Raw genomic sequence first — 22,752 nt, forward strand, 5'->3', positions numbered from 1 at the left:
CCACCCACCAGCGCCGCCCGCCAGCGCCGCCCGCCAGCGGCTCCTACCAACGGCGCCCGCCAGCGCCGCCCGCGAAATCCCGACCCTGGCCGAAGACATGAAAAAGCCGCCTCCCACGCGGGGAAGCGGCCAGTTCGGCGTGCCTACTTAAGGGGCTGCCGCAGCTTAGAAACTTTACTTGGAGAGGGACTTGCCCACAGAGTGCAGGTCCTGGCAAGACTCGATGACGCGCTCGGACATGCCCTGCTCTGCCTTCTTCAGGTAGGAGCGTGGGTCATAAACCTTCTTGTTGCCAACCTCGCCGTCAATCTTGAAGACGCCATCGTAGTTTTCCATCATGTGGCGAGCAACCGGGTTGGTAAAGGCATACTGGGTATCGGTATCCACGTTCATCTTGATGACGCCGTAGCGAAGTGCCTCTTCAATCTTTTCCTTCTCGGAGCCGGAGCCACCGTGGAATACGAAGTCGAAGGCGTACTCGTCCTCACCCAGGCCGAGCTTCTTCTGTGCAACCTTCTGGCCCTCCAGCAGGACCTCTGGGCGCAGCTTCACGTTGCCTGGCTTGTAGACGCCGTGAACGTTGCCGAAGGTAGCGGCCAGCATGTAGCGGCCCTTCTCACCGGTGCCCAGGGCATCGATGGTCTTTTCAAAGTCCTCCGGGGAGGTGTACAGGTTAGCGCCTGCCTTTGCCTGAACGCCGTCCTCTTCGCCGCCGACGACGCCAATCTCAGCCTCGAGGATGACGTGAGCGTTCTTAGCCTTTTCCAGCAGTTCCTGTGCGATGACCAGGTTCTCGTCGATTGGAATAGCGGAGCCGTCCCACATGTGGGACTGGAACAGCGGGTTCTCGCCGCGGTCGACGCGCTCCTGGGAGATAGCCAGCAACGGGCGGACGTACTCATCGAGTACCTCCTTCTGGCAGTGGTCGGTGTGCAGCGCGATATTGACGCCGTAGTGCTTCGCGGCCTCATGAGCGAATGCGGCCAATGCCTGAGCACCCTTGACCTTATCCTTCAGTGCCAGGCCGGAACCGAAGGCTGCGCCGCCGGTAGAGAACTGGATGATGCCGTCGGACTCGGCCTCCGCAAAGCCCTTCAGAGCTGCGTTAATGGTCTCAGAAGAGGTGCAGTTGATAGCTGGGAACGCGAAGCCATTCTTCTTCGCGGTATCCAGCATCTCGTTATAGACCTCAGGGGTTGCAATTGGCATGAATTTCCATCCTTAAAAGTGGGTTTGTGGTCAAACACGTTCCAGCACCCAAGTATGCCCGTTTCACGGAATTTCTGCCGCAAAAACTCTGTGACATTTTCAACCCATCTATGCGCGCCGCACAACTGGCCCGCCCCTGCGGACTATTTAGATAGATGCCGCGTCACGCGAGCGCAGGCCTCCATCAGCATCCATCCGGAAAGTTGCACGGATAAATCGCGCTCGTCCACGCGGATGATGCCTACCTTCTCACTCATGGTGCGCCGGCCGAAGCCGTAGTTATGCGGCAGGCGCGCATCGGACAACCAATCAGAGCCGAAGATCGGCAGACCATCAACCTCTAAGCGGTGCTCCCACACCGACTCGGCCGAGGCCATCACCATGCGCGCGGCCAGCTTCTTCGTGGCACGGTTGGCGGGAGAATCGCCGGGCAGGCGCACGGCGACGTCGGCAAGATAGCGCATCAAAATGCCCTTAAACAGGCCCCCATCACCATCGCCGGTCTCCCAGTCCACCACGCCCGAGGGGGTAGCCATGCCCGAAGCCACCGTCTGCACCAGGCCGCGGATGCGGATAATGTAGTCCATCATCTCGGACGCCAGCTCGGCCTCGTGCACGCTGTCGATTTGCTCCAAATCACCGATACCGGCCTTTTCCCGCAGCGCCAGCACAATTTCCAAGCACGCACCTAGAACCACGCCTTGGCAGTAGGGGTGGATGTTTTTTACCACCTCAGGGCCGTCCATGCGCATGCGCACGCCGTCCATGATGTAGCCGTCGTCATCAAGCAGGTGATCGTAGATCCAGTCGATGATGTGGCGCGCTTCCTCAATGCGCCCCATCCGCGCCAACATGATGGCGCCCGGGCCATTGGAGGGCACGTTCATGAAATTCTCGCCGAGGCGCCACGGCAACACGCCGAGCGATTCATCGAGTCCTTCGTGGATATTGCGCTGCAGCTCCGCCAAACGCTTCGGCGTCTTCGCCTTCTTTAGCTCCTCCACGCGGCCGAAGGCCAAGGCGAGCCACCCCTTGTCATCGTAGTATTTATTCTTCGTCAGCTGCGTCAGGTTGCGGATACGAATCCCCCGCATGGTGTCGAAGATGCGCTGTCGGCGCACCTTGGTGTTATTGCGCAGCGCCGCATCAACGAGGCAATCCAAATAATGGGCCTGCCACCAGTAGTGCCAATGGATGAAGAGTTTTTCTTTCGTGGTAGGCGGCCAGCTCACCACCGCAAGATTGGTGCGCGGCAGGCCCCACACAGGGTGCGCGTGGCGCTCATTGATGGCCGCTTCTGCAAGTTCGGCGCGGTGGGCCCATTTTTCTTCCACGATTCCTCTATCACTCCAGTTACGCGGGTAGATATAGCTAGTGTAACGATCTTCCTACCAAGAGTTGGCTAGATCAGCGTGCTGGCGAATCCAGGCGTGCATGGCGATTCCGGCCGCGACGCCTGCATTGATGGAACGAGTAGAGCCGAACTGGGCGATGGAGCAGGTCATCACGGCGGCGTCCTGGGCAGCTTGTGTCACGCCGGGGCCTTCCTGGCCGAAAAGTAAAAGGCTGCGCTCGGGCAGCTCGGCCGTTTCCAGGGGCACGCAACCGGGGGTGTTGTCGATGGCGACGACGGTCAGCCCCTCCTCGGCCGCCCACGCAATAAGCTTCTCGACGCTCTCATGGTGCATCAAGTGCTGGTACCTATCCGTCACCATTGCCCCACGCCGATTCCACCGCCGGCGGCCGACGATGTGCACTGTATCGACGGCGAAGGCGTTGGCGGTACGCACGACGGTGCCAATATTGGCATCGTTTTCAAAGTTCTCGATAGCGATGTGCAGGCTATGCCGGCGCTTATCGATGTCCTTTTTGATCGCTTCCCTGCTCCAGTAGCGGTAGGCATCGACGACGTTGCGACGGTCGCCTTCAGCGAGCAGCTCTGGGTCGTATTTCTCAGCCTCTGGCCCTTGCGGCAGCGGACCTTCCCACGGGCCTACGCCATGGCGGCCCTCGTTCCACTCGGTCGGGCCCTTGGCCTCGTCTGCGTTAGGCAAGGTCAAGGTCGCCCAGGCCCAACAGGGAGCGGTATTCAAGGCCTTCTGCGGCGATGACGTCGCCGGCACCAGTCTCGCGGTCTACGACGGTCGCTACGCCAACGACCTCGGCGCCGGCCTCGCGCAGCGCAGCCACGGCGGTCAGCGGGGAGTTACCGGTGGTCGTGGTGTCTTCTACGACAAGGACCTTCTTTCCTTCCACGTCCGTGCCCTCGATGCGGCGCTGCATGCCGTGCTTCTTGGCTTCTTTGCGCACGACGAAGGCGTCGATATCGCGGCCGTCGGCATGCATGATGGAAGTAGCAACAGGGTCGGCGCCGAGCGTTAGGCCACCGACGGCCGCGAAATCCCAATCGGCGGTCAACTCGCGAAGCAGCGCACCGATGAGGCGGGAGGCCTCGTGGTGCAAGGTAGCGCGGCGCAGATCCACGTAGTAGTTAGCTTCCTTGCCCGAGGACAGGGTCACCTTGCCGTGGACTACGGCCAGTTCCTTGACTAGCTCGGCAAGGCGGGCCTTCTTCTCGGCATCCAGGTTCTGGGCATTCGCGGTGTGCGCATTGGTGTTGTGAGAATCCACAGTCATCTGCTCCTTGTCGTGGTTCGTGCACGGCGGCTCGTGCGCGGCGGCAGGCCGCCAGTATCGGTCTCTAGGCTACTCTTCCCGGCGCGGGTCCGATTCCTCGGCTGCACGGGAATCGGCCGCGCCGGGGGCGGGCCCACTAGTGGAATCGTCGGAGGGGCCGTCGAAGATGGAGGCAGCGCGGAACTGCTGGCGCGGCAGGCGGGCGGTATGAGAATCGGGGGTGGGGCGCTCGCGGCCGTCGGCAATAGCGTCTACTTCGTCGCCGCCTAGCGCGCTGTGTTCGACCGGGCCGCGGGTTTCGGAGTACGCCCGGGACGGCATGTGCAAAGGCTCTTCCGGCCGCTGGATGACGGGACGCTCAAACACGGGCGCACCGGCAGCCGGCGCACCGCCGACAGCTTCCGCGATGGGCTGGGCGGGAATCTCGCGAGCTGGATCCAATTCCTCTAGTCGCACCACGTGAGTGGCCGAGGAGCGCGGTGGCAAGACACGGGCGGCGTCTGCCAATAACGCAAGCAGCGGTAGCATCGCTTCCCATTCCGCGGAGCGCGCCTGCTTCGTAGTCTGTGCTAGCACCCACTCAGTTTCCATCCACAGTGCGGTGACCGCTTCGGGCATTTGCTGCAGGGCGACGTGAACACGCTCGTCTACCATGCGCTCGGTAACAGCACTATCCGAGGAATACACATCAAACCCCTCAAGAGTCATGGCTAAATGCAGATCCTCGGAGGCCTTCGTGTCTTCGCGGTCGAAGCGACGGAAGTCCACCACCATGTCTGAGGCCGCTCCGGTGCGCATCGCCATGACGTTGACGCCATCAATATCCATCAACAGCATCTCGTGGCCATACACGTTTCCCGCGACAATGTCTTTTGGCGCCGCACCGGTAGAGGCCACTCCCCTCGTCCATTCATCTACGAGGTAAGGATCGGACTTCATAAATTCGAAGCCTTTTGCTTCTGCCCAACTGCGGCGCTCGCGACGCAACGTTCCCGGCAGAATCGGCCGATGGCGGGTGTGCGGCTTGGAGGGCGCGCGGTTCTCGCTCGCGGTCTCCTGGCTCGGATTGTGGCTTCGCTCGTGCTTCGGCTCGTTGCTCGGCTCCTGGTCTGGTCCGCGCTCAGGGGTTGGCTCAGGGTCTTGCTGGGTTTCAGACTCCGGTGCGGACTCTGGTGCGGCTTCGGCATGGGACTCGGGAGCTGGGGCAGCTGGCGAAGACGCTAGGTGGGCTGGGTCGACAGCGGGGGCATCGCTAGAGGTCGAGTCAACGGGAGCGGTATCGGAAGAAGCAGGCTCGGCGGACTCGGTGGACTCGGTCCTGGGCTCAGGCTCGGGGGAAGCGGCGTCGACAGGCGCGGCGTCTGCGGGAGTGGTGTCTGCGGGAGTGGTGTCTGCAGGAGCGGTGTCTGCAGGCGTGGCGTCAGCGGGCGTCGGGTCCGTGTCGGCGGAGAGTGTAGGGGCGGAGGTGCGCTGTTTGCCTTCGTAAAGCAGCAAGGCACCGCCGACAATGCCGAGAAGTAGCGCCAAAGCAAGGATTAGAAAAGCCATCACCCCACGATAGTAGTAGGAACAAACAAGCCCTCAGCGCTCGGCGCGCGGAGGCGGGAGGCTGAGGGCGAGGGGTGAGCGTGGGCGATTAGCCGTTGACGGTAAGGCGGTCGCCGCGCTCGACAGGGTTCTTAGGGTTAGCGGACCACTGCGACCAGCCGCCGACATAGTGGCGCAGGCCGGTGAAGCCGGCGTCGTGCATGGCGGCGAGGGCGAGGGCGGAGTGGTTGCCAGAGCCGGAGTAGATGATGGCGCCTTGGACATTGTCGGGGGTTAGTCCGGCGTCGAAAAGAACTTCGCGGATTTCACCCGCAGACTTCCAGGTGCGCAGGCCGTCGTTGTGGAAGAGGCGCTCCGGCACATTGACGGCGCCGGGGATATGACCGGCCTTAAGGTCGAGGTTTTCGCGGCGGCCGGCAAAGCGGTTGCGGGTGCGGGTATCGATGAGCAGGCCATCGTGACTGCGCACGTCATCGATGGTGGCCACCGGCATCTGGCCGGGGTTTACCGTGGCGCTGGCGCCCACGGCGAAGTTGCCGGGGCCGGTCAGCGTCGTATAGCCCAGGTGGCGCCAATTGGCCAAGCCGCCGTCGAGGATGCGGACGTTGTCCAAGCCGGCCCAGCGCAAGGTCCACCACGCGCGGCCGGCGAATAGGCCGCGCCCCTCGTCATAGACCACGACGGGGCGGTCCTCACGGATTCCCCACTGGCGGAAGTGCTCCTGCAGCTTATCCGGATCCGGCAGCGGGTTGCGGCCTACCTGTGAACCGGGGAGACCGGCGAAGGAATTAGCGGTATCGCTAAACAGTGCCGTAGGAATATGCAAGGAAGTGAACTGGTTATAGCTCTGACGCAGCTGTGGCTGCCAGTGGGTGGCCAAGAGGGTAAATCGTTCGCCGTGATAAATGGATTCGCGGAGTTCTTGTGGGGAGACCAAAATGCTCATGCCCCGAGTCTAGGGGCATGAGCAGGATTTGGCGCGGCGGGCGGTACGCGGCCGACTAGCGGGCGGCGATGTCTAGCTCGGCACCGCCATCTGCGACGTCCACGTGGACAGTGTCGCCATCGACGATATCGCCGGCCAACAGCTTCTTGGCGAGCTTGTCACCAATGGCCTGCTGGATGGTACGGCGCAGCGGACGGGCACCGTAGGCTGGGTCGTAGCCGCGCTCGGCCAGCCAGGACTTGGCAGAATCCGAGACTTGCAAGGTCAGGCGGCGGGCGTCGAGACGCTCGGACAGGCCGCGCAGCTGGATGTCGACAATGCCGCGTAGAAGCTCCTCAGAAAGGGGCTCAAACATGACCACGTCATCGAGACGGTTGATGAATTCAGGCTTGAAGGCCTTCTTCACCGCATCCATGGTTTCCTCCCGGGTGCCGCCGGCGCCCAAGTTGGAGGTCAAGATGATGACGGTATTGCGGAAGTCGACGGTGCGTCCCTGGCCATCGGTAAGCCGTCCCTCATCCAAGACCTGTAGGAGGACGTCGAAGACATCGGGGTGGGCCTTTTCTACCTCGTCGAAAAGCACGAGCGTGTAGGGGCGACGGCGCACGGCCTCGGTGAGCTGTCCGCCGGCCTCATGGCCGACGTATCCCGGAGGAGCACCAACGAGGCGGGAAACGGAGTGCTTCTCCCCGTACTCGGACATATCGATGCGAACCATCGCGGATTCATCGTCGAAGAGGAAGTCCGCCAGGGCCTTCGCAAGCTCGGTCTTGCCCACGCCGGTAGGACCGAGGAAGAGGAAAGAACCGGTGGGGCGGTTCGGATCGGCCACTCCCGCACGGGAACGGCGCACAGCATCCGATACCGCGGTAACGGCTTCCTTCTGTCCCACCACGCGCTTGCCCAGCACGGATTCCATATTGAGCAGCTTTTCTGTCTCGCCCTGCAGCATCTTGCCGGCCGGAATGCCGGTCCAAGCGGAGACGACCTCAGCGATGGTGTCTGGGCTTACTTCCTCATCGAGCATGGTATTGCGCTGCTCGGTGGCCTTAACTTCGGCGGCCGCAAGATCCTTTTCCAGCGGCGGAATCTTGCCGTAGTTAATCTCAGAGGCGAGTGCGAGGTCGCCATCACGCTCGGCGATTTCTGCTTGTCGGCGCAGGTCATCGAGTTCTTCCTTGATGTTTTGCACATCATCGATGGCCTTCTTCTCATTAGCCCAGCGGGCCTTGAGCTCGCCGAGCTTCTCGCGCTGGTCCGCAAGCTCACCTTGCAGGGTGGCCAGGCGGTCTTGAGAAGCAGCGTCCGATTCCTTCTTCAGCGCGAGCTCTTCAATCTCCATGCGGCGGACGATGCGCTCGAGCTCGTCGATTTCCTGCGGGGAGGAATCGATCTCCATGCGCAGGCGGGAACCTGCTTCGTCGACAAGGTCAATGGCCTTATCCGGCAGGAAGCGGTTGGTGATGTAGCGATTGGACAGCTCGGCGGCCGAAACCAACGCGGAGTCCATAATGCGCACGCCGTGATGCACCTCGTAGCGCTCCTTCAGGCCACGCAGAATACCGATGGTGTCCTCCACGGAGGGCTCGGCAGCATAGACCTGCTGGAAGCGGCGCTCCAGAGCGGCGTCCTTTTCGATGTACTTGCGGTACTCGTCCAAGGTAGTGGCGCCTACGAGGCGCAGCTCGCCACGGGCCAGCATGGGTTTGATCATATTGCCGGCGTCCATAGAGCCGTCACCGGTAGCACCGGCGCCGACGATGGTGTGCAGCTCGTCGATGAAGGTGATGATCTCGCCCTCAGAGGACTTAATCTCATCGAGCACGGCCTTTAAGCGCTCCTCGAATTCACCGCGGTACTTAGCGCCAGCGACCATGGAACCCAAGTCCAGGCTGATGAGGGTCTTGCCCTTGAGAGACTCGGGGACATCGCCAGCCACGATGCGGCGGGCCAAGCCTTCCACGATGGCGGTCTTGCCCACGCCGGGCTCGCCAATGAGTACCGGGTTATTCTTCGTGCGCCGGCTGAGCACCTGGACCACGCGGCGAATTTCCTGATCACGGCCGATGACCGGGTCGATCTTGCCTTCGCGGGCGCGAGCAGTGAGGTCAGTGGCGTACTTTTCCAAAGCCTGGAATTGGTCCTCCGGATTCTCGGAGGTTACCTTGGCAGCACCGCGCACGGAAGGGAAAGCGCCCTTGATGGCGTCATAAGTAGCACCGCGGCCGGTAAGCAGCTCGGCGGCATCGGTCTTGGAGGCGGCGATGGCAGCCAGCAGAACCTCGGTGGAAACGAATTCATCACCAAGCTCACCGGCCAGTTCCTGCGACTGCGTTAGGACGTTGAGGCCGTCGCGGTTAAATTGCGGGTTGGCCATATTGGCGCCCTCGGCCTTGGGATAAGAATCAACAAGCTCGCGGGCTTCCTTGAGCACAGTATCCGGATCTACGCCGGTGGCCTTAAGAACCGGAGCGGCGATTCCGCCGTCCTGGCTGAGAATTGCCGCCAGCAGGTGAGCCGGGCGGATATCCGGGTTTCCATTAGAAGAGGCGGTTTGCAGGGCGTCCTGCAAGGCCTCTTGTGTTTTAGTGGTGGGGTTAAATGAGTTCATGTGTGCGTTGCTCCTTCTAAGATTTATTCACCCACTGTAGGGCTTCACTTAGTACAACGCACCCAGAGTTGAGCCTATTCCACTCAACCTAAATATTTTTGAGCGTAGGTCGCTCAACTTTGCACAGGGTGATTAAACCTGCTTGAACTCCTCGTTTTCATGGCCAAGAATCTGCAAGCCATGGGCGATGGCAAAGAAGGACACGGTTACCACCTGGATAAAAAGCGCCCACTTGAGATCTTCATTAAAGCTCTTGAAATCGCCGATGCTGCACAGATGGGCAATGCCATTGGCCCCTGCCCACACGGCCAAAGTGCTGATATAAACCAGCTGGTCGGTGGGAGTAATTCCCATCTCGATGACAAACTTGCGGAGCAGATCCATCATGATGGCGAAGTTCTTGGTCATGCCCTCATGCGAGCTACCATCACCATTGTGCGGAACTACAGAACCGCTGGCCAGCGCAATAATGGAGCTGAAACGCTCTGGGTACATCATCGCGTAGTTAAAGTAGGCGGCCGCAACAATCTGCAGGCGGTCTACCGTGGGGGTGTCATCCGGAAGCTCGGCGAGGCAGGCCTCAAAGATCTTCGCCATCTCTGTGGTGGTGAGAGTTTCTGCCACCTCACGCAGCGCGAAGTCATTGTCCACAATGGTGGTCAGGAAGTCTTTGGAGGTACCAAGCTTTTCGGCCACGTGGTCAAAGAAGCGACGGTCGACGCCGTTGCGACCAGCAACGCGCAACGCGGCCTCAATAATGACCTTCTTGGTTTCCTCCGGGTCCATTTGCTCAAGGTTATCCGGGGCCACGAAGGGCTTTTCACGTTCGCTGCCCATGACCTTTTCTACAATGCCGCGGGCATCGTTCATAATGGGGCGGCGCTGCGGGATCTGCTTATTTTTAAACCAATATTGCAGGGCATCAACCACGAGGCGATCCACCTGCTTCAGGTTAGCGGCGCGAATAACGGCATGCTGCAGGCGCAAGATGCCCACCACACTCAGGTGGCCCATGCCATGGATGAGCGACCAGAGGGCCAAAGTAATGCGGCCGATTTCCAGGGGCGAGATATCTCCGTCTGCCGCTACGACGGCACCCTGCTCTTCGGCAAAGCGCTTGACGACGTTCAGCGCCATGTCCGCACCCGGCGTGCCCGACTTTTCCCCCTTGGCAAATTGGCAGACCCGCTCCTCATCCATGGCATCGTACCGTTCGAAAAGGTAGTGGTAGATGTCGGGCTCGTCTTGCGCGTAGGCAAAGTAGGCCTCCGCCAACTGCATGAGGACATCGCCGCCAGAGTTACCCTCTGGCAGGTGACGTGCAGCCTCCACCATGTATTCAGACATGCGGCAATCCAAAAAATCTGGGATTTCCGCAAGCATGGCAGCACCGCTGCTAAATTCCTCAGAAACCGCCTCCGGCGAGAGGCCAGCCTGGTCTGCCACAGATTCCACGGTAACGGCCTGCTCGCCTTCGCAACCCGCTACATAAACAGCGGCTTCCAGGATAATCACCCGCCTGGAAGCCCCATCCAACTGGTACATCTATTTCCTCATCACGCCAGAGATTGACCCCAGCTGATTCTAACAAATTTTAAGGTTTAGGGATAATCCCAATCGATTGCACTTTTCAAGTATTTTTACCCTCACCGATGTTGACGGTGGTAGCGGGGCCGATAGGCCATGGTCACGACCGCAGCCGCGTCCACCCGCCTCGCACTGGGAACCATTTTCTAAGTTTTGGTGCGCCCAATCTCATAGTTTTTTAAGGTAGCGATGCGGGAGGGGGGACGTCGGCAAGCGCGGCTATTCCCGCCTTTGTCCTACATGGCCAATACCCTCTTGGAAGATGGTGCCGCGCGGTGGCATAAGACGCATGGATTTAAAGGCGATATAGACGCCGATGGAAATCGCCAAGGAAATGGCGCCGAAAATGCCGGTAAACCCGTACATGACGGCCATTGGCGCGATGATGGTCCACGAGATTTCAAAGGGTCCGAAGCCGATATAGGCCATGCCATATTCAGACAGGGTGCCGGACTTGAGCTTGGGATCCACGATCTTCAGGATGGCAATGCCGGTCGCCACGGTGGCGGTGGCCCAACCCCAGCCAAAGATGCCGCGCTCAATCCAGCGCTCACCAAAGAACTCGGCCGGGAACCACAGCAAGAAGAACACACAGAAGATGGTGCCGAGGATAAAGAGGAGAAGAAGCGCCTGCCAGTAGGAAGCAATGGCGGCCGGAACGATGGCGGCCACGCCGAAGGCAATGAGGTAGTCCGTGGCTGCTCCGGAGATGGAGGAAATGGAGTCCTTATCTAGGTAGTCCTCGGCGCCCACGAAGTTCATAAGCGCGCGGAAGAATAGTCCCACCACCATGGACATGGCAAAGAGCGGCACGGAGACATTCTCCCAGATGCTGCTCAAACCCTGGTTGATGCCGTAGGCAGTCATCACGGTCAGGATGATGAAGCCGAAGTGCAGTGCGAGCGGCTCGATGGACGAGGGATTGGTGGTAGCGCGGCCGAGCGACGGACGATCATCAATGTTTTTGATGTAGCCGCGGCGCAGCTCTTCCGGCAGCTCCTTGGGCACGTGGGAAACCTTGCCCTTGCGGATGCCCCAGTTGCCGGCGATAACGCCGCCAATGATTGCGGCCAGCGTGCCGACGGTCGCCGAGGTAAAGCCCAGCGAGGATGCCGCATCAGCGCCTACACCTTCGAGCGCGCCACCCACGGCCGCGGCGGTACCAAAGCCGCCGGTAAAGCCAACGGGCAGCATCATGCCGAACCAATTTGGGGTATCAAATAGCGGCGCAAAGAGGAAAAGACCCAGCACGATGAACAGGCCCCACTGGCCGGTAAACATCATGGTGGAGTAGCCCCACATATTGCGCGCACCCTTGCCCATATTTCCGCCTACTTCCATGGAGTAGGCCATAGACGCAAAGACCACCGCGATGAGGATGGAGGTGTAGTCACCCAAGTTATCGGAGAAGTTAATCCAACCCAGCACGTTTGGACCAACCAGCAAGCCGATGAGGCCGGCGGTAATCGGGGCAGGTAGCAACAGGTCCTGGAAGATGAACTTCACTTGGTGACGCAGGACATTGCCGATGACCATGAGCAAAGAAATCCAGCCCACATCCAGCATGAGCGTATAAGCGGAAAAATCTTCCATGGAGACCCTTTCTAGCTGTGCAATTATGGCGGCTTGCCCCCGTTAGAGGGCAGACGGATAGGGAATACAATACCTTCCACTAAGTGATCCACAACATAGGCTCCCGTTTTCACCCCCACTACAGCTTTCAGTATGTAGCTCGACCTCCGGTGCGGCACCGACTATTAGGATGATGAGACATGTGGGAATTGGGCGAGCATTTTCGAAATTACGCAAACGAGTACCGCGATGCGGTGCACGAGCATTTCTTTAACGCGGTGCCCGAATCCCGGCAAATATTCGCCCTGTCTATGCGCGATACCCATACCTCTCTGGTCCCCGCGCTGGCGTGGGTGATTGAACGTACGGAGCCGGGACAGCCCCTGCTTTCCGAAGTCTCTGCAAAGCTCACCCAACTCGCCCGCGATCACCGCCGGCATGGGTTTCCGGCCGAGATTTATTCTCGTTTTGAACACGCCCTGATAGCGGGCCTGCGAGTCCTGGCACTGACGCAGTATCAGTACGATTTCGCCCGCGATGTCATCCACCGCATATGCACGACGATGGCCCAGGTTGCCGGAGAATCTGATGCCGCCGGCGAAGCACCGGCGCACTCGGCGCAAGTGGTGGCTGTGGACCATCCCACCCGTGATACTTCTATTATTCGCGTGGAAGCCGGCTTAGCCGTGCCCTATCAACCGGGACAGCACTTTCCCGTGACCACGCAGTACTTGCCCGGTCAATGGCGCATGCTTACTCCCGCACAGCCTAGCGACGGAACCGGCCAGTTAGTCTTCCACGTCTCCACCGCGGGTGAGGCCTCTCGGTCCCTCGCGCACGCGCAGCCCGGTGATTGGTGGACCCTTGGCCAGCCCGCTGGTGGAATAAGCCTCCACAACGCGGGCGCAGAAGAGCTAATCATCATTGCCTACGGCACCGGATGGGCCACGGCCCGCTGCGCGGCGCTCGCCGCGCTGGACGACGGCGACCACAATCACGTACCGCGCATCTTTGCCGTAGCGGGCAGCCCCGGTGCCCACTATGACACCTACTTCCAGCAAAATCTGGCAGCGCTAGGAGTCCGAGTGCGCCGCATCGTGCGGGAAGAAAGGGACCCGTGGTTGCTCAACGCCCGCGAATTGGCCCCCGGTGCCGATTATGTGGTCTCCGGAGAGCCGACCGATGTAGTAGTCAACGAGGTGGAGTTATCCACAGGCACTCCCCCGCGCTTCCTGCTCGTCGGCCCCGCCGAAGAGGTTGCGGAAGGTAAACAAGAGTTGGTTAAGAAGGGCTTGAACAAGCAGCAGATCGATGTCCTTAGCTGGGGCCGCGACGGGCGCTGGCAGCCGGAGGATTACGCAGCACTCGCCTAGTCCGCAGGGGTCACGACCGGCAAGGTGCGGCGGGTTTTCGCTACCTCATTCGGATCGATCTCGGCATAGAGGATGTCATCTTCGTAGCCAGCCTCGGCCACGCGCACCCCGTTCGGATCAACGATGGTGGAATGTCCAATGCCCGTCGGGCCGGAGGGATTGCCCGCTTTTGCGTCACCGCCTGGGCGCGATTGGCCGGCCGCCACAATGTAGCTGGTGGAATCCAAGGCACGCGCGGCCGTAAGCAGGCGCCACTGCTCCAGCTTGCCGGGGCCGTCTGCCCAGCTGGTAGGCACCACGATAAGCTGCGCGCCCTGGCTAGCTAGCTCCTTGAACTGCTCCGGGAAGCGAATGTCATAGCAGGTGGCCACGCCCACTACAAGGTCATCAACATCAAAGGCAACCAGCGATTCGCCGGCCAAGACAGTATCCGATTCGCGGTAATCGAAGGCGTCATAGGTATGAATCTTGTCGTACCCACCTAACACGCCAGGCCCTGCAATAAGCGCTGTATTGCTAACCCGATTGATGGTCTTGCCATCGCGCTCAACGGTATCGGCTGGGCAAAACATGCCGGCTACGACGGTAACCTCGAGTTCTTCTGCCAGAGCTTGGATCGCCGTGGCAAACGGACCTTCGAGTGATTGCGCCTGCTCATCAAGACGCCCGGAGCGGAAATTCTGTGACGTGGCCTCTGGCAGCACGATAAGTCGCGCCCCGTTTCCAGCGGCTTCACGGATCTTTGCTAGGGCTATCTCCTGGTTTTCGGTGATATTTCCGGTGGATGTTAACTGCACTGCTGCTACCTTCATGCCTCCCAAAGTAATGAAGCGGAACCGAGTTATCCACAGGCTGCCTCTGCGCCCATAGCGCTGAACTGCGACGTCCATCAGGCTAAGGGGCATGAGCTATGTAGAAATTCCCACGCACTTACCCGAGTATGTCCGTTCCCTGCTCTCTCGGCCTCCGCTGCCACCGCCGACGGCCGCGCTCGATACCGCCTGCCGAACCGCAGACGCACTGGAGCGAGCCCGGTCAGCTTGGTCCAGCACCGTGGCCGCAACTGAGAATGCCACGGCCGAGCAATTGCGCTCCGTCGCGAACTTCCTCAGCACCGCCGCCGGGGTGGATTCCCGGCTAGGCCAATCCCTAGGAGCCGCTCGATGACCCTTTCTACGGCCCTAAGAAATGGCGCCAGCCACCTGCGCACAGAGCGCTCTGAACTGCACTTTCGTTTTATAGATTCGCACCATGATTGGCTTACTCTATCGCTGGGAGGGCCTGCTGGCGACGCCGCTCGCACCAGCTTGGCAGCCTATACCGACTGGCTGGCACCGTCGTTGCACCAGATGGAGCACGTTGCCGCCACCCTTGACCGCCACGCCAACCTGCAGGCCCGCCGTGAGGAACTAGAAGACCGCATCATCGCATTCCTAGGCCAGATAGACGAGCGCAATGTCGCGGCGGCCCGCGCCGCTGGGCTCCTATTAAATCAGGTACGAGCATTGGGCGATTCCCTCGATTGGCTCTGTTCCCAAGAAATTGATGCCCTGTGTACGCCTGCTGGTGTTTCTCCTCCCGTGCGGTTTGAAGAATTTTCCGATCTACCTGTGGACACCATTCACGAGATTAACCTAGCCCAAGCCAACGAGCACGTGGCTCAGCTGGCCACGAAAAACCCAGATATGAAGGTATTAGAAGCAAGCGACGGACGGCTTGTTGCCATGGTGGATCCAGGCGAATTCCGGACCACGCCGGCATCGCTCACCACATTTGTCGAAGGAGTTCACTCCTCCGATCCAGAAACCTGGCAGCGCGCGGTGGACCGGGGCCGCAACTTGGCTAAAGCCAGCGGTGGGCCGACCGTGGTGTGGTTAGGCTACCAGGCGCCATCTTCCCTGCCTCGGGCAATTCATGCCGGCCCCGCGCGCACCGCTGGCCAAGAGCTCGTCCGGTTTCAGCGCGCGCTTGGTGCGCGTTATCCGCAGGCCAAGCGCACCGTAGTGGGATATTCCTATGGTTCAGTAGTCACCGGGCACGCCGCTAAGGAGGACAAGATTGCTGATGACGTGGTGCTCGTCGGCAGCCCCGGAACCGGCGCTAGCCACTCCTCAGAACTCCATGGCCGCATCTGGGCAGCTACCAACGCGCACGACCCCATCGCCATTGCGACGGGGCCGCACGGCGGCATCCATGGCCCCGATCCCACCACGGATGCCTTTGGTGCCACTCCCCTTCCCGGCGCAGATGGCCTCCCTGGTGACCACGGCACCTATTGGGAGGACCCACGGTTCCTGCGCGGCCTAGGCCAAGTGGCACGGGCGCGCTAGGCCGCACGACATTGTGGAACCGCCTGCACAGATTTACCCGCGGGAGGTGTTTTAGAACAGGCCGGCCGGCTGATCCGAGTAGGAGACCAACATATTCTTAGTCTCCTGATAGTGGCCCAGCATCATCAAGTGGTTCTCACGGCCAAGGCCGGATTCCTTGTAGCCGCCGAAGGCGCTGTGCGCCGGGTAGTCATGGTAGTGGTTTACCCATACGCGGCCGGCCTGAATATCGCGGCCGGCGCGGTAGCAAATGTTTTGACTACGCGACCATACGCCTGCACCGAGGCCAAAGTTAGTAGCGTTAGCGATGGCAATCGCCTCGTCATAATCTTTGAACGTGGCTACAGAGAGTACTGGGCCGAAGATCTCCTCCTGGAAGATGCGCATGTCATTATTGCCCTTAAACACGGTGGGCTCAATGTAGTAGCCCTTTTCCAAGCCTTCTACCTTGTTCACGTGGCCACCGATGAGGGTCTCCGCGCCTTCCTGCGGGCCGATCTCCAGGTATTGCTTAATCTTGTCCATCTGCTCCTCGGAAGCCTGCGCGCCCATCATGGTTTCCGTATCAAGTGGGTGGCCAATCTTGATCTTCTTCACGCGCTCAATGGCCAGCTCCAAGAATTTATCCGCAATGTCCTCGTGCACCAGGGCGCGGGATGGACAGGTGCAGACCTCACCTTGGTTGAGGGCGAACATAACGAAGCCTTCAACGCACTTTTCCAGGTAGGAATCATCTTCATCCATGATGTCTTTAAAGAAGATAGATGGGGATTTACCACCCAGTTCCAGGGTGACGGGGATGACCTTGTCTGCGGCGGCTTTGTTGATGATCTTGCCCACTGGAGTAGAGCCGGTGAAGGCAATCTTGGCAATGCGGTCCGAGCCAGAGAGTGCCGCGCCTGCCTCCTCACCTAGTCCGTTGACGATATTGAGCACGCCAGCAGGGAGGAGGTCACCGATAATATCCATGAGAAGCAGGATTGAGGCAGGGGTTTGCTCCGCTGGCTTCATAACAATGCAGTTACCTGCAGCCAGTGCGGGCGCGATCTTCCAAGCGGCCATGAGCAGCGGGAAGTTCCACGGGATAATCTGGCCCACTACTCCGAGCGGCTCATGGTAGTGGTAGGCCACGGTGTCCTGGTTGAGCTGGGATAGGCGGCCTTCTTGGGCGCGGATGGCGCCGGCAAAGTAGCGGAAGTGATCTACGGCGAGCGGAATATCGGCGGCAAGGGTTTCGCGCACAGCCTTACCGTTCTCCCAGGTTTCAGCGACCGCGATCTTTTCCAGATTTTCCTCGACGCGGTCCGCTATGCGGTGCAGGAGCAATGCGCGCTCGGCTGGAGTGGTTTTGCCGAAGGTCTCGAAGGCTTTTTCCGCGGCGTCGATAGCCAGGTTGATATCGGCTTCTTTGCCGCGAGCTACCTGACAGAATACCTCGCCGTTGACCGGACTGATGTTGTCCATATATTCGCCGTCGACGGGTGCTACCCACTGGCCGCCAATGTAGTTGTCATAGCGTTCGCGGTAATCGACGATGGAGCCTTCGGTTCCCGGAGCTGCGTACAGGGTCATGGTGCGTGTCCTTTCCTGGAGAATACGAGGATCATCGGTGGTACATGACACTCGTTATGGTTTATGTGCCATAGGTCACCTTTGTGTTGAATATACTAACCCCAAACTTTGCAACGCGCACTGATTGCAGCTATCCCCTTTGCAAGCCTTAACATCACACCGTCACTGTGCAGGCAGAAGAAAACCCCGCAGCCAGCGGCGACGCTGGCTGCGGGGCGGGATGTACTCGTCTGCAGAGTAAGAATTAGTCCTGACCGTTACCACGGCCGCGGGCGCGTTTACGCTCGCGCGCGGTACGCGGACTCCACATCACCACGGAGGTAGACCGAGGGACATGGACAAGTTCGCCGCTGCGCTGCGGGCGGCGCCCGGCGGCCTGTTCGCGCAGGGTCCGAACCTCTTCAGCTAGGGCGTCGCGCTCGGCTTCAAGGCGATCGCGTTCCTCGGTCAGCTCGATGATGGACTTGATTCCGGCAAGATTGACGCCATCGTCTTGGGATAGCGCTTGAATCTTGCGCAGCAGCTCGATATCGCGGTCGGAGTAGCGGCGGCCGCCGCCACGGGTGCGAGCCGGGGAAACCAAGCCCATGCGGTCATAGGTTCGCAGGGTCTGGGCGTGCATTCCGGATAGTTCCGCGGCCACGGAAATCACATATACCGCGGTGCCGGAATCTTCTGCCTTTCCAGTGCTCATTCCTTAACACACCTCCTACCCTAAGCCTTCTCGGCGCCGGCCCAACCCGCACGCGGGTTGAAACCGGAGTCCTTTTCCGCTTGAGCATAGGTACGCAGGGCACTGGAGGCGGCGGCATCGAGCTTGGTGGGCACGGTGACCTGAACGGTAACCAAAAGGTCACCGGAGTTGCCCCCGCGCTTGGCGATGCCCCTTCCGCGCACCCTCAGCGTTCGCCCATCCGGCGTGCCGGCGGGGATCTTCACGCGTACCGGGTTATCCAAGGTAGGAACTGCGATGGTATCGCCCAAGGCCAGCTCCGTGAAGGAGACCGGGACGGTAACGTGCAGGTCATCGCCTTCTCGAGTGAAGACCTTGTCCGGTTTGACGGTTACCGCCACGAAGAGGTCACCGGCTGGAGTGCCGTTCGGGCCGGCTTCGCCCTGACCAGCAAGGCGAACCTTTTGGCCGTCAATGACGCCGGCAGGGATGCGCACGGTGATATTGCGGGTGCGATGAACCGTGCCGGTACCGTGGCAGTCCTTGCACGGGTCCGTGATGCGGCGGCCGGTGCCATCGCAATCCTTGCAGGGGGCGGAAAAGCCGAAGGCGCCGCGGTTTTCAGAGGTAAAACCGGTGCCACTGCAGGTGCCACAGGTAGAGGTCTTGCCGGATGCAGAACCCGAGCCGTGGCACGTGGTACACGGAGCATTTCCGCTCAGCGCTAGGGGGATGGTGGTTCCCTTGGCGGCCTCGCGGAACTCGAGGGTTATTTCCGTTTCGACGTCGGCCCCCCGCGACGGTTTAGCTGAGTGGCCAGCACCACCGCCGCGGTTGAAAACGCTACCGAAGATATCCCCAACACCGCCGCCCTGAGCCGCTCCTCCAGCGGATCCTCCGAAGAGGTCCGAGAGGTCGAATTCTTGCGCACCTTGTCCACCCATGCGCGTGGATCGAAACCCGCCGGGAAATCCGGCGCCTCCCATCCGTCCAAAGCCCCCACCGTTACGGAGCATGGCCTTGAACTGGTCGTATTCCTTGCGCTCAGAGGCATCGGAAAGCACGTCGTAGGCTTCCGCCACCTTTTTGAACCTTTCCGCTGCTGCGGGGTCGTCGGGGTGGGTATCGGGGTGGTTTTCGCGTGCTAGCTTGCGGTAGGCACGCTTAATTTCATTCTGTTCTGCGGACGAGGAGACCCCCAGATCCGCATAATAATCTTTGTCTGCCCATTCGGGTTTAGCGCTCACTGGGCATCTCCTCCTTTCAAAGAGAATCGATAAAGTTAAGTAAAAGGGCGCCGCGGGAAGGTCAATCGTCAGTTCCCAGGGCGCCCTTTATGTTATTTACTCGGAATCTTCCGAGCCGCTGGACTCATCGCTGGGGTCCGCGATGATGACCAGGGCATTGCGGACGAGCCTGTCGCCCACACGGTAGCCCTTGCGCAACACGGTGCCCAGCACCTGCTCATCGCCTGAAGACAAGTCCTGCACGGCCTCGTGAACCTCCGGGTCGAAGGCGTCGCCTTCTTCGCCAAAGGCGGCAAGCTCGTGCTTTTCCAGCGTGCTGTGGAGCTTATCCGCAAAAGCCTTGAGCGGGCCTTCCAAGTCACCGTGTTCATCGGCCAGTTCCAGGTCATCAAGGACAGGCAGAAAATCTGCGATGACCTTGGCCTTGGCGGTCTCGATTACGGCTTGGCGGTCGCGCTCGGTGCGGCGGCGGTAGTTGGTGTATTCCGCATTCAGACGCTGTAGGTCTTCCGTGCGTTCTGCCAACTGTGCTTCCACATCGCTGACGCCGTTGCCAGCGGGCTCTTCACCCGCGGCCTCGGCCTCTACCTCATCAGCGTTGACGTCTGCCAGCGCTTCTTCAAGGTCAGCATCGAGAGTGGGATCCAGCTCGGCTTCTTCGGTGGCATCAGCCTGCGCTTCCTGCGCGGCCTGGGCCTCCTCAGCCTGCTCGGCAGCAGCCTCAGCGCGGTCAGCCGAGGTAGCCTCCGGATCCGTGTTTTCCGGGTCGCCTGGGTTATGCGGCATTCCGCTGTCCTGAGTCATTACTTATTGCCATCCTTATTCTCATCCTCGTCAACTACCTCAGCGTCGACGACGTTCGGGTCACCCTGAGCAGCGCCAGCATCAGCCGCGCCCTCAGCACCAGCCTCAGCAGCCTGTGCTTCGTAGATCTGCTTGCCCATCTCCTGGGATTCGGTGGACAGCTTCTCCACTGCGGACTTGATGGCCTCGAGGTCATCGCCCTTCAGAGCCTCATCAACGGCGTCAGCAGCCTCGGTAACCTTGGTCTTAACATCCTCGGATACCTTGTCAGCATTGTCGTCCAAGAACTTGCGGGTCTGGTAGGAGGTGGACTCTGCGTTATTGCGCAGCTCCTGCTCCTCGCGGCGCTTCTTGTCCTCTTCGGCGTGCTGCTCAGCATCCTTGACCATGCGGTCGATTTCTTCCTGGGACAGGCCGGAACCATCCTGAATCTTGATGGTGTTTTCCTTGCCGGTGCCCTTGTCCTTTGCAGTCACGTGGACGATGCCGTTGGCATCGATATCGAAGGTGACCTCAATCTGCGGAACACCGCGCGGTGCCGGAGCAATGCCGCCGAGCTCGAAGGAGCCGAGGAGCTTATTGGCAGTAGCCATCTCGCGCTCACCCTGGAAGACCTGAATCTGCACGGAAGGCTGGTTGTCTTCTGCGGTGGTAAAGGTCTCGGACTTCTTGGTCGGAATGGTGGTGTTGCGCTCGATGAGCTTGGTCATCACGCCACCCTTGGTCTCAATGCCGAGGGACAACGGGGTGACGTCAAGAAGCAGCACGTCCTTGACCTCGCCGCGCAGAACGCCTGCCTGCAGGGCAGCGCCTACGGCAACAACCTCGTCCGGGTTAACGCCCTTGTTGGCATCCTTACCGGTGAGTTCCTTGACCAGGTCCGATACGGCCGGCATACGGGTGGAGCCACCAACGAGAACAACGTGGTCAATATCGCCGACGGAAAGGTCAGCATCCTTGATGACCTGGTTGAACGGAGCCTTGGTGCGATCCAGCAGATCCTGGGTGATCTTCTGGAACTCGGTGCGGGTCAGGGTCTCGTCCAAGAACAGTGGGTTCTTATCGGAGTCAACCGTGATGTACGGCAGGTTGATATTGGCCTGCTGGGAGGAGGACAGCTCAATCTTTGCCTTCTCTGCAGCCTCGCGCAGACGCTGCACGGCGCGCTTATCCTTGGTCAGGTCAACGCCCTGGGAGGTCTTGAAGCGGTCTACCAGCCAGTCAACGATGCGCTGATCCCAGTCATCGCCACCCAGCTCGTTATCGCCGGCGGTTGCCATAACCTCAACCACGCCATCGCCGATTTCCAGCAAGGAGACGTCGAAGGTGCCGCCACCCAGGTCAAATACCAGGATGGTCTGCTCCTGCTCGCCCTTTTCCAGGCCATAAGCCAAAGCGGCTGCGGTTGGCTCGTTGACAATACGGAGCACGTTCAGGCCTGCAATCTGGCCAGCTTCCTTGGTGGCCTGGCGCTGTGCGTCCTCGAAGTATGCAGGAACGGTGATAACGGCGTCAGTAACATCCTCGCCAAGGTAAGCCTCTGCATCGCGCTTCAGCTTCATCAGCGTGCGAGCAGAAATCTCCTGGGAGGTGTAGTCCTTGTCATCAATGTTGATCTTCCAGTCAGTGCCGATGTGGCGCTTGACGGAGCGAATGGTGCGGTCAACGTTGGTTACCGCCTGGTTCTTAGCGGACTGGCCAACCAGAATTTCGCCGTTCTTTGCAAAGGCAACGACGGAAGGCGTGGTGCGAGAGCCCTCGGAGTTAGCGATAACGGTGGACTCGCCACCTTCCAGTACGGAAACGACGGAGTTCGTCGTACCAAGGTCAATACCTACTGCGCGTCCCATGATTTCTTCTCCTTTTATCTTGGGGTAATTAATAAAGTTGATTGTCAGTGACTCAACTTCTCGTTGTGTCCGAGCGCTACTGTAACAGAACTTTCACACCCAGTCACACAACCTTGAGCCTATGTCACTCAATCTCTACAACGAGCAGCCTACAAAAGTTATTCCCCAAGACTCAACTTTTTCTCAAATGTCCCACTTTTACCAGCTCACCGCCGCTCTTTCCGACGCCCACTTTCCCACCCCTGCCCATTAACCCCCTCCCCCACACAGCCTCATACCCAAACGGAGATCCTTAAACATCTCTAAGAGGATCCAAAAGTTACCTCAGAAAGGATCCAAAAGAGGATTGGCGGCGCGCCCCCACTGCCGCATACTAGGAATCACAGCAGTTAAGAGCTGCTACCCCAGAGAGAGATTGTAGTTTTACTCCGCCTATCCGAAAGGAATGTATATGTTCGATTCCCTAGTAGACCTCAGCTCCGCCATCGACTTCGAGGCACTCGTCAAGGGCATCAAGGGCCTCGTCGAGGCTTCCTCCGAGTCCAACACCGACTCCGAGGGCCTGTCCTCCGTATTCGAGGGCCTGTCCTCCAAGGATGACGCAGAGGCTGCTGCAGAAGCTAAGTAATTAGCACTCTGCACTCCTTCATGAAGACCAGCTAAACCCCCTCACCTTCTACCTCCGCACGGAACCCACCACAAGGAACCGCGCACGAAGGTGCGGGGGTTTCGCTGTTTTCAATCGCTGCTCTACGTTCGCTGCACCCGCACCGCTGTACATAGACTAGGGAGA

The 22,752-nt window shown here is 60.0% G+C and carries 19 protein-coding genes; 4 read left to right on the forward strand and 15 right to left on the reverse strand.

Annotated elements, in window-relative coordinates; all coding sequences use genetic code 11:
* Positions 1-174 precede the first annotated feature (174 nt).
* From fbaA to WMP97_RS09025, 9 genes are all read right to left on the reverse strand, one after another.
* A complete protein-coding gene (gene fbaA, locus WMP97_RS08985) occupies positions 175-1,209 on the reverse strand; it encodes a class II fructose-bisphosphate aldolase (protein WP_023019991.1) in 1,035 nt (344 codons plus the stop codon).
* Positions 1,210-1,352: 143 nt separating this feature from the next.
* The gene (locus WMP97_RS08990) at positions 1,353-2,543 is read right to left on the reverse strand and encodes a glycoside hydrolase family 76 protein (RefSeq protein ID WP_023027775.1); all 1,191 of its coding nucleotides are present in this window, start codon (positions 2,541-2,543) and stop codon (positions 1,353-1,355) included.
* Between the two features lie 54 nt (positions 2,544-2,597).
* Positions 2,598-3,263 (reverse strand): TrmH family RNA methyltransferase, encoded by a 666-nt coding sequence (locus WMP97_RS08995; RefSeq protein ID WP_200288592.1) that lies wholly within the window; start codon positions 3,261-3,263, stop codon positions 2,598-2,600.
* Complete coding sequence (pyrE, locus tag WMP97_RS09000) at positions 3,256-3,846, reverse strand: orotate phosphoribosyltransferase (protein WP_051138304.1); 591 nt, start codon at positions 3,844-3,846, stop codon at positions 3,256-3,258. The genes WMP97_RS08995 and pyrE overlap by 8 nt, the downstream gene beginning before the upstream one ends.
* Before the next feature lie 69 nt (positions 3,847-3,915).
* On the reverse strand, positions 3,916-5,394 hold the full coding sequence (locus WMP97_RS09005) for a hypothetical protein (protein WP_340440343.1): 1,479 nt from the start codon (positions 5,392-5,394) through the stop codon (positions 3,916-3,918).
* Positions 5,395-5,482: 88 nt separating this feature from the next.
* Entirely contained in the window at positions 5,483-6,340 is an 858-nt protein-coding gene (locus tag WMP97_RS09010; RefSeq protein ID WP_023019996.1) for a sulfurtransferase, read from the reverse strand.
* A 55-nt stretch (positions 6,341-6,395) separates the two neighbouring features.
* Positions 6,396-8,951, reverse strand: a complete 2,556-nt coding sequence (gene clpB / locus WMP97_RS09015; protein ID WP_200288591.1) for an ATP-dependent chaperone ClpB — start codon at positions 8,949-8,951, stop codon at positions 6,396-6,398.
* Positions 8,952-9,083: 132 nt separating this feature from the next.
* Complete coding sequence (locus WMP97_RS09020) at positions 9,084-10,496, reverse strand: TetR/AcrR family transcriptional regulator (RefSeq protein WP_200288590.1); 1,413 nt, start codon at positions 10,494-10,496, stop codon at positions 9,084-9,086.
* Between the two features lie 261 nt (positions 10,497-10,757).
* Entirely contained in the window at positions 10,758-12,131 is a 1,374-nt protein-coding gene (locus WMP97_RS09025; RefSeq protein ID WP_200288589.1) for a sodium/glutamate symporter, read from the reverse strand.
* Positions 12,132-12,310: 179 nt separating this feature from the next.
* Between WMP97_RS09025 and WMP97_RS09030 the strand changes: the two genes are divergently transcribed.
* Complete coding sequence (locus WMP97_RS09030) at positions 12,311-13,483, forward strand: FAD-binding oxidoreductase (RefSeq protein WP_200288588.1); 1,173 nt, start codon at positions 12,311-12,313, stop codon at positions 13,481-13,483.
* Here WMP97_RS09030 and WMP97_RS09035 read toward each other — a convergent pair.
* Positions 13,480-14,295 carry a carbon-nitrogen hydrolase family protein gene (locus tag WMP97_RS09035; protein ID WP_200288587.1) on the reverse strand — a complete coding sequence of 272 codons (816 nt, stop codon included), beginning with the start codon at positions 14,293-14,295 and terminating at the stop codon, positions 13,480-13,482. The two genes, WMP97_RS09030 and WMP97_RS09035, sit on opposite strands and share 4 nt — an antisense overlap.
* Positions 14,296-14,386: 91 nt before the next feature.
* Here WMP97_RS09035 and WMP97_RS09040 point away from each other — a divergent pair, with 91 nt between their 5' ends.
* Positions 14,387-14,650: a hypothetical protein gene (locus WMP97_RS09040; protein WP_340440344.1), complete on the forward strand. Its 264-nt coding sequence runs from the start codon at positions 14,387-14,389 to the stop codon at positions 14,648-14,650.
* Positions 14,647-15,813, forward strand: a complete 1,167-nt coding sequence (locus WMP97_RS09045) for an alpha/beta hydrolase (protein ID WP_200288585.1) — start codon at positions 14,647-14,649, stop codon at positions 15,811-15,813. Before WMP97_RS09040 ends, WMP97_RS09045 begins: the two co-directional genes overlap by 4 nt.
* Before the next feature lie 51 nt (positions 15,814-15,864).
* Here the strand turns inward: WMP97_RS09045 and exaC are convergent, their stop codons facing one another.
* The 5 genes from exaC to dnaK form a co-directional block, all read right to left on the reverse strand.
* Positions 15,865-17,385, reverse strand: a complete 1,521-nt coding sequence (exaC, locus tag WMP97_RS09050) for an acetaldehyde dehydrogenase ExaC (protein ID WP_200288584.1) — start codon at positions 17,383-17,385, stop codon at positions 15,865-15,867.
* A gap of 244 nt (positions 17,386-17,629) precedes the next feature.
* Positions 17,630-18,079, reverse strand: coding sequence for a heat shock protein transcriptional repressor HspR (locus WMP97_RS09055; RefSeq protein ID WP_023020004.1), 450 nt, complete (start codon positions 18,077-18,079; stop codon positions 17,630-17,632).
* 20 nt (positions 18,080-18,099) lie between these two features.
* Complete coding sequence (dnaJ, locus tag WMP97_RS09060) at positions 18,100-19,305, reverse strand: molecular chaperone DnaJ (protein ID WP_023020005.1); 1,206 nt, start codon at positions 19,303-19,305, stop codon at positions 18,100-18,102.
* 96 nt (positions 19,306-19,401) lie between these two features.
* Complete coding sequence (gene grpE / locus WMP97_RS09065) at positions 19,402-20,109, reverse strand: nucleotide exchange factor GrpE (RefSeq protein ID WP_034655552.1); 708 nt, start codon at positions 20,107-20,109, stop codon at positions 19,402-19,404.
* Positions 20,109-21,959 (reverse strand): molecular chaperone DnaK, encoded by a 1,851-nt coding sequence (gene dnaK / locus WMP97_RS09070; RefSeq protein ID WP_005325523.1) that lies wholly within the window; start codon positions 21,957-21,959, stop codon positions 20,109-20,111. The genes grpE and dnaK overlap by 1 nt, the downstream gene beginning before the upstream one ends.
* A 451-nt stretch (positions 21,960-22,410) precedes the next feature.
* Between dnaK and WMP97_RS09075 the strand changes: the two genes are divergently transcribed.
* Positions 22,411-22,587 carry a hypothetical protein gene (locus WMP97_RS09075; protein ID WP_239206754.1) on the forward strand — a complete coding sequence of 59 codons (177 nt, stop codon included), beginning with the start codon at positions 22,411-22,413 and terminating at the stop codon, positions 22,585-22,587.
* Positions 22,588-22,752 lie beyond the last annotated feature (165 nt).

The sequence above is a fragment of the Corynebacterium sp. KPL4072 genome, assembly GCF_037908395.1.
Lineage (GTDB): Bacteria > Actinomycetota > Actinomycetes > Mycobacteriales > Mycobacteriaceae > Corynebacterium > Corynebacterium kefirresidentii.

Bases quoted from the DNA above. Each gene is read 5' to 3' on its own strand.
- fbaA (WP_023019991.1), bottom strand. From the start codon at position 1,209: ATGCCAATTGCAACCCCTGAGGTCTATAACGAGATGCTGGATACCGCG.
- pyrE (WP_051138304.1), bottom strand. From the start codon at position 3,846: ATGACTGTGGATTCTCACAACACCAATGCGCACACCGCGAATGCCCAG.
- WMP97_RS09005 (WP_340440343.1), bottom strand. From the start codon at position 5,394: ATGGCTTTTCTAATCCTTGCTTTGGCGCTACTTCTCGGCATTGTCGGC.
- WMP97_RS09010 (WP_023019996.1), bottom strand. From the start codon at position 6,340: ATGAGCATTTTGGTCTCCCCACAAGAACTCCGCGAATCCATTTATCAC.
- clpB (WP_200288591.1), bottom strand. From the start codon at position 8,951: ATGAACTCATTTAACCCCACCACTAAAACACAAGAGGCCTTGCAGGAC.
- WMP97_RS09020 (WP_200288590.1), bottom strand. From the start codon at position 10,496: ATGTACCAGTTGGATGGGGCTTCCAGGCGGGTGATTATCCTGGAAGCC.
- WMP97_RS09025 (WP_200288589.1), bottom strand. From the start codon at position 12,131: ATGGAAGATTTTTCCGCTTATACGCTCATGCTGGATGTGGGCTGGATT.
- WMP97_RS09030 (WP_200288588.1), top strand. From the start codon at position 12,311: ATGTGGGAATTGGGCGAGCATTTTCGAAATTACGCAAACGAGTACCGC.
- WMP97_RS09035 (WP_200288587.1), bottom strand. From the start codon at position 14,295: ATGAAGGTAGCAGCAGTGCAGTTAACATCCACCGGAAATATCACCGAA.
- WMP97_RS09040 (WP_340440344.1), top strand. From the start codon at position 14,387: ATGAGCTATGTAGAAATTCCCACGCACTTACCCGAGTATGTCCGTTCC.
- WMP97_RS09045 (WP_200288585.1), top strand. From the start codon at position 14,647: ATGACCCTTTCTACGGCCCTAAGAAATGGCGCCAGCCACCTGCGCACA.
- exaC (WP_200288584.1), bottom strand. From the start codon at position 17,385: ATGACCCTGTACGCAGCTCCGGGAACCGAAGGCTCCATCGTCGATTAC.
- WMP97_RS09055 (WP_023020004.1), bottom strand. From the start codon at position 18,079: ATGAGCACTGGAAAGGCAGAAGATTCCGGCACCGCGGTATATGTGATT.
- grpE (WP_034655552.1), bottom strand. From the start codon at position 20,109: ATGACTCAGGACAGCGGAATGCCGCATAACCCAGGCGACCCGGAAAAC.
- dnaK (WP_005325523.1), bottom strand. From the start codon at position 21,959: ATGGGACGCGCAGTAGGTATTGACCTTGGTACGACGAACTCCGTCGTT.
- WMP97_RS09075 (WP_239206754.1), top strand. From the start codon at position 22,411: ATGTTCGATTCCCTAGTAGACCTCAGCTCCGCCATCGACTTCGAGGCA.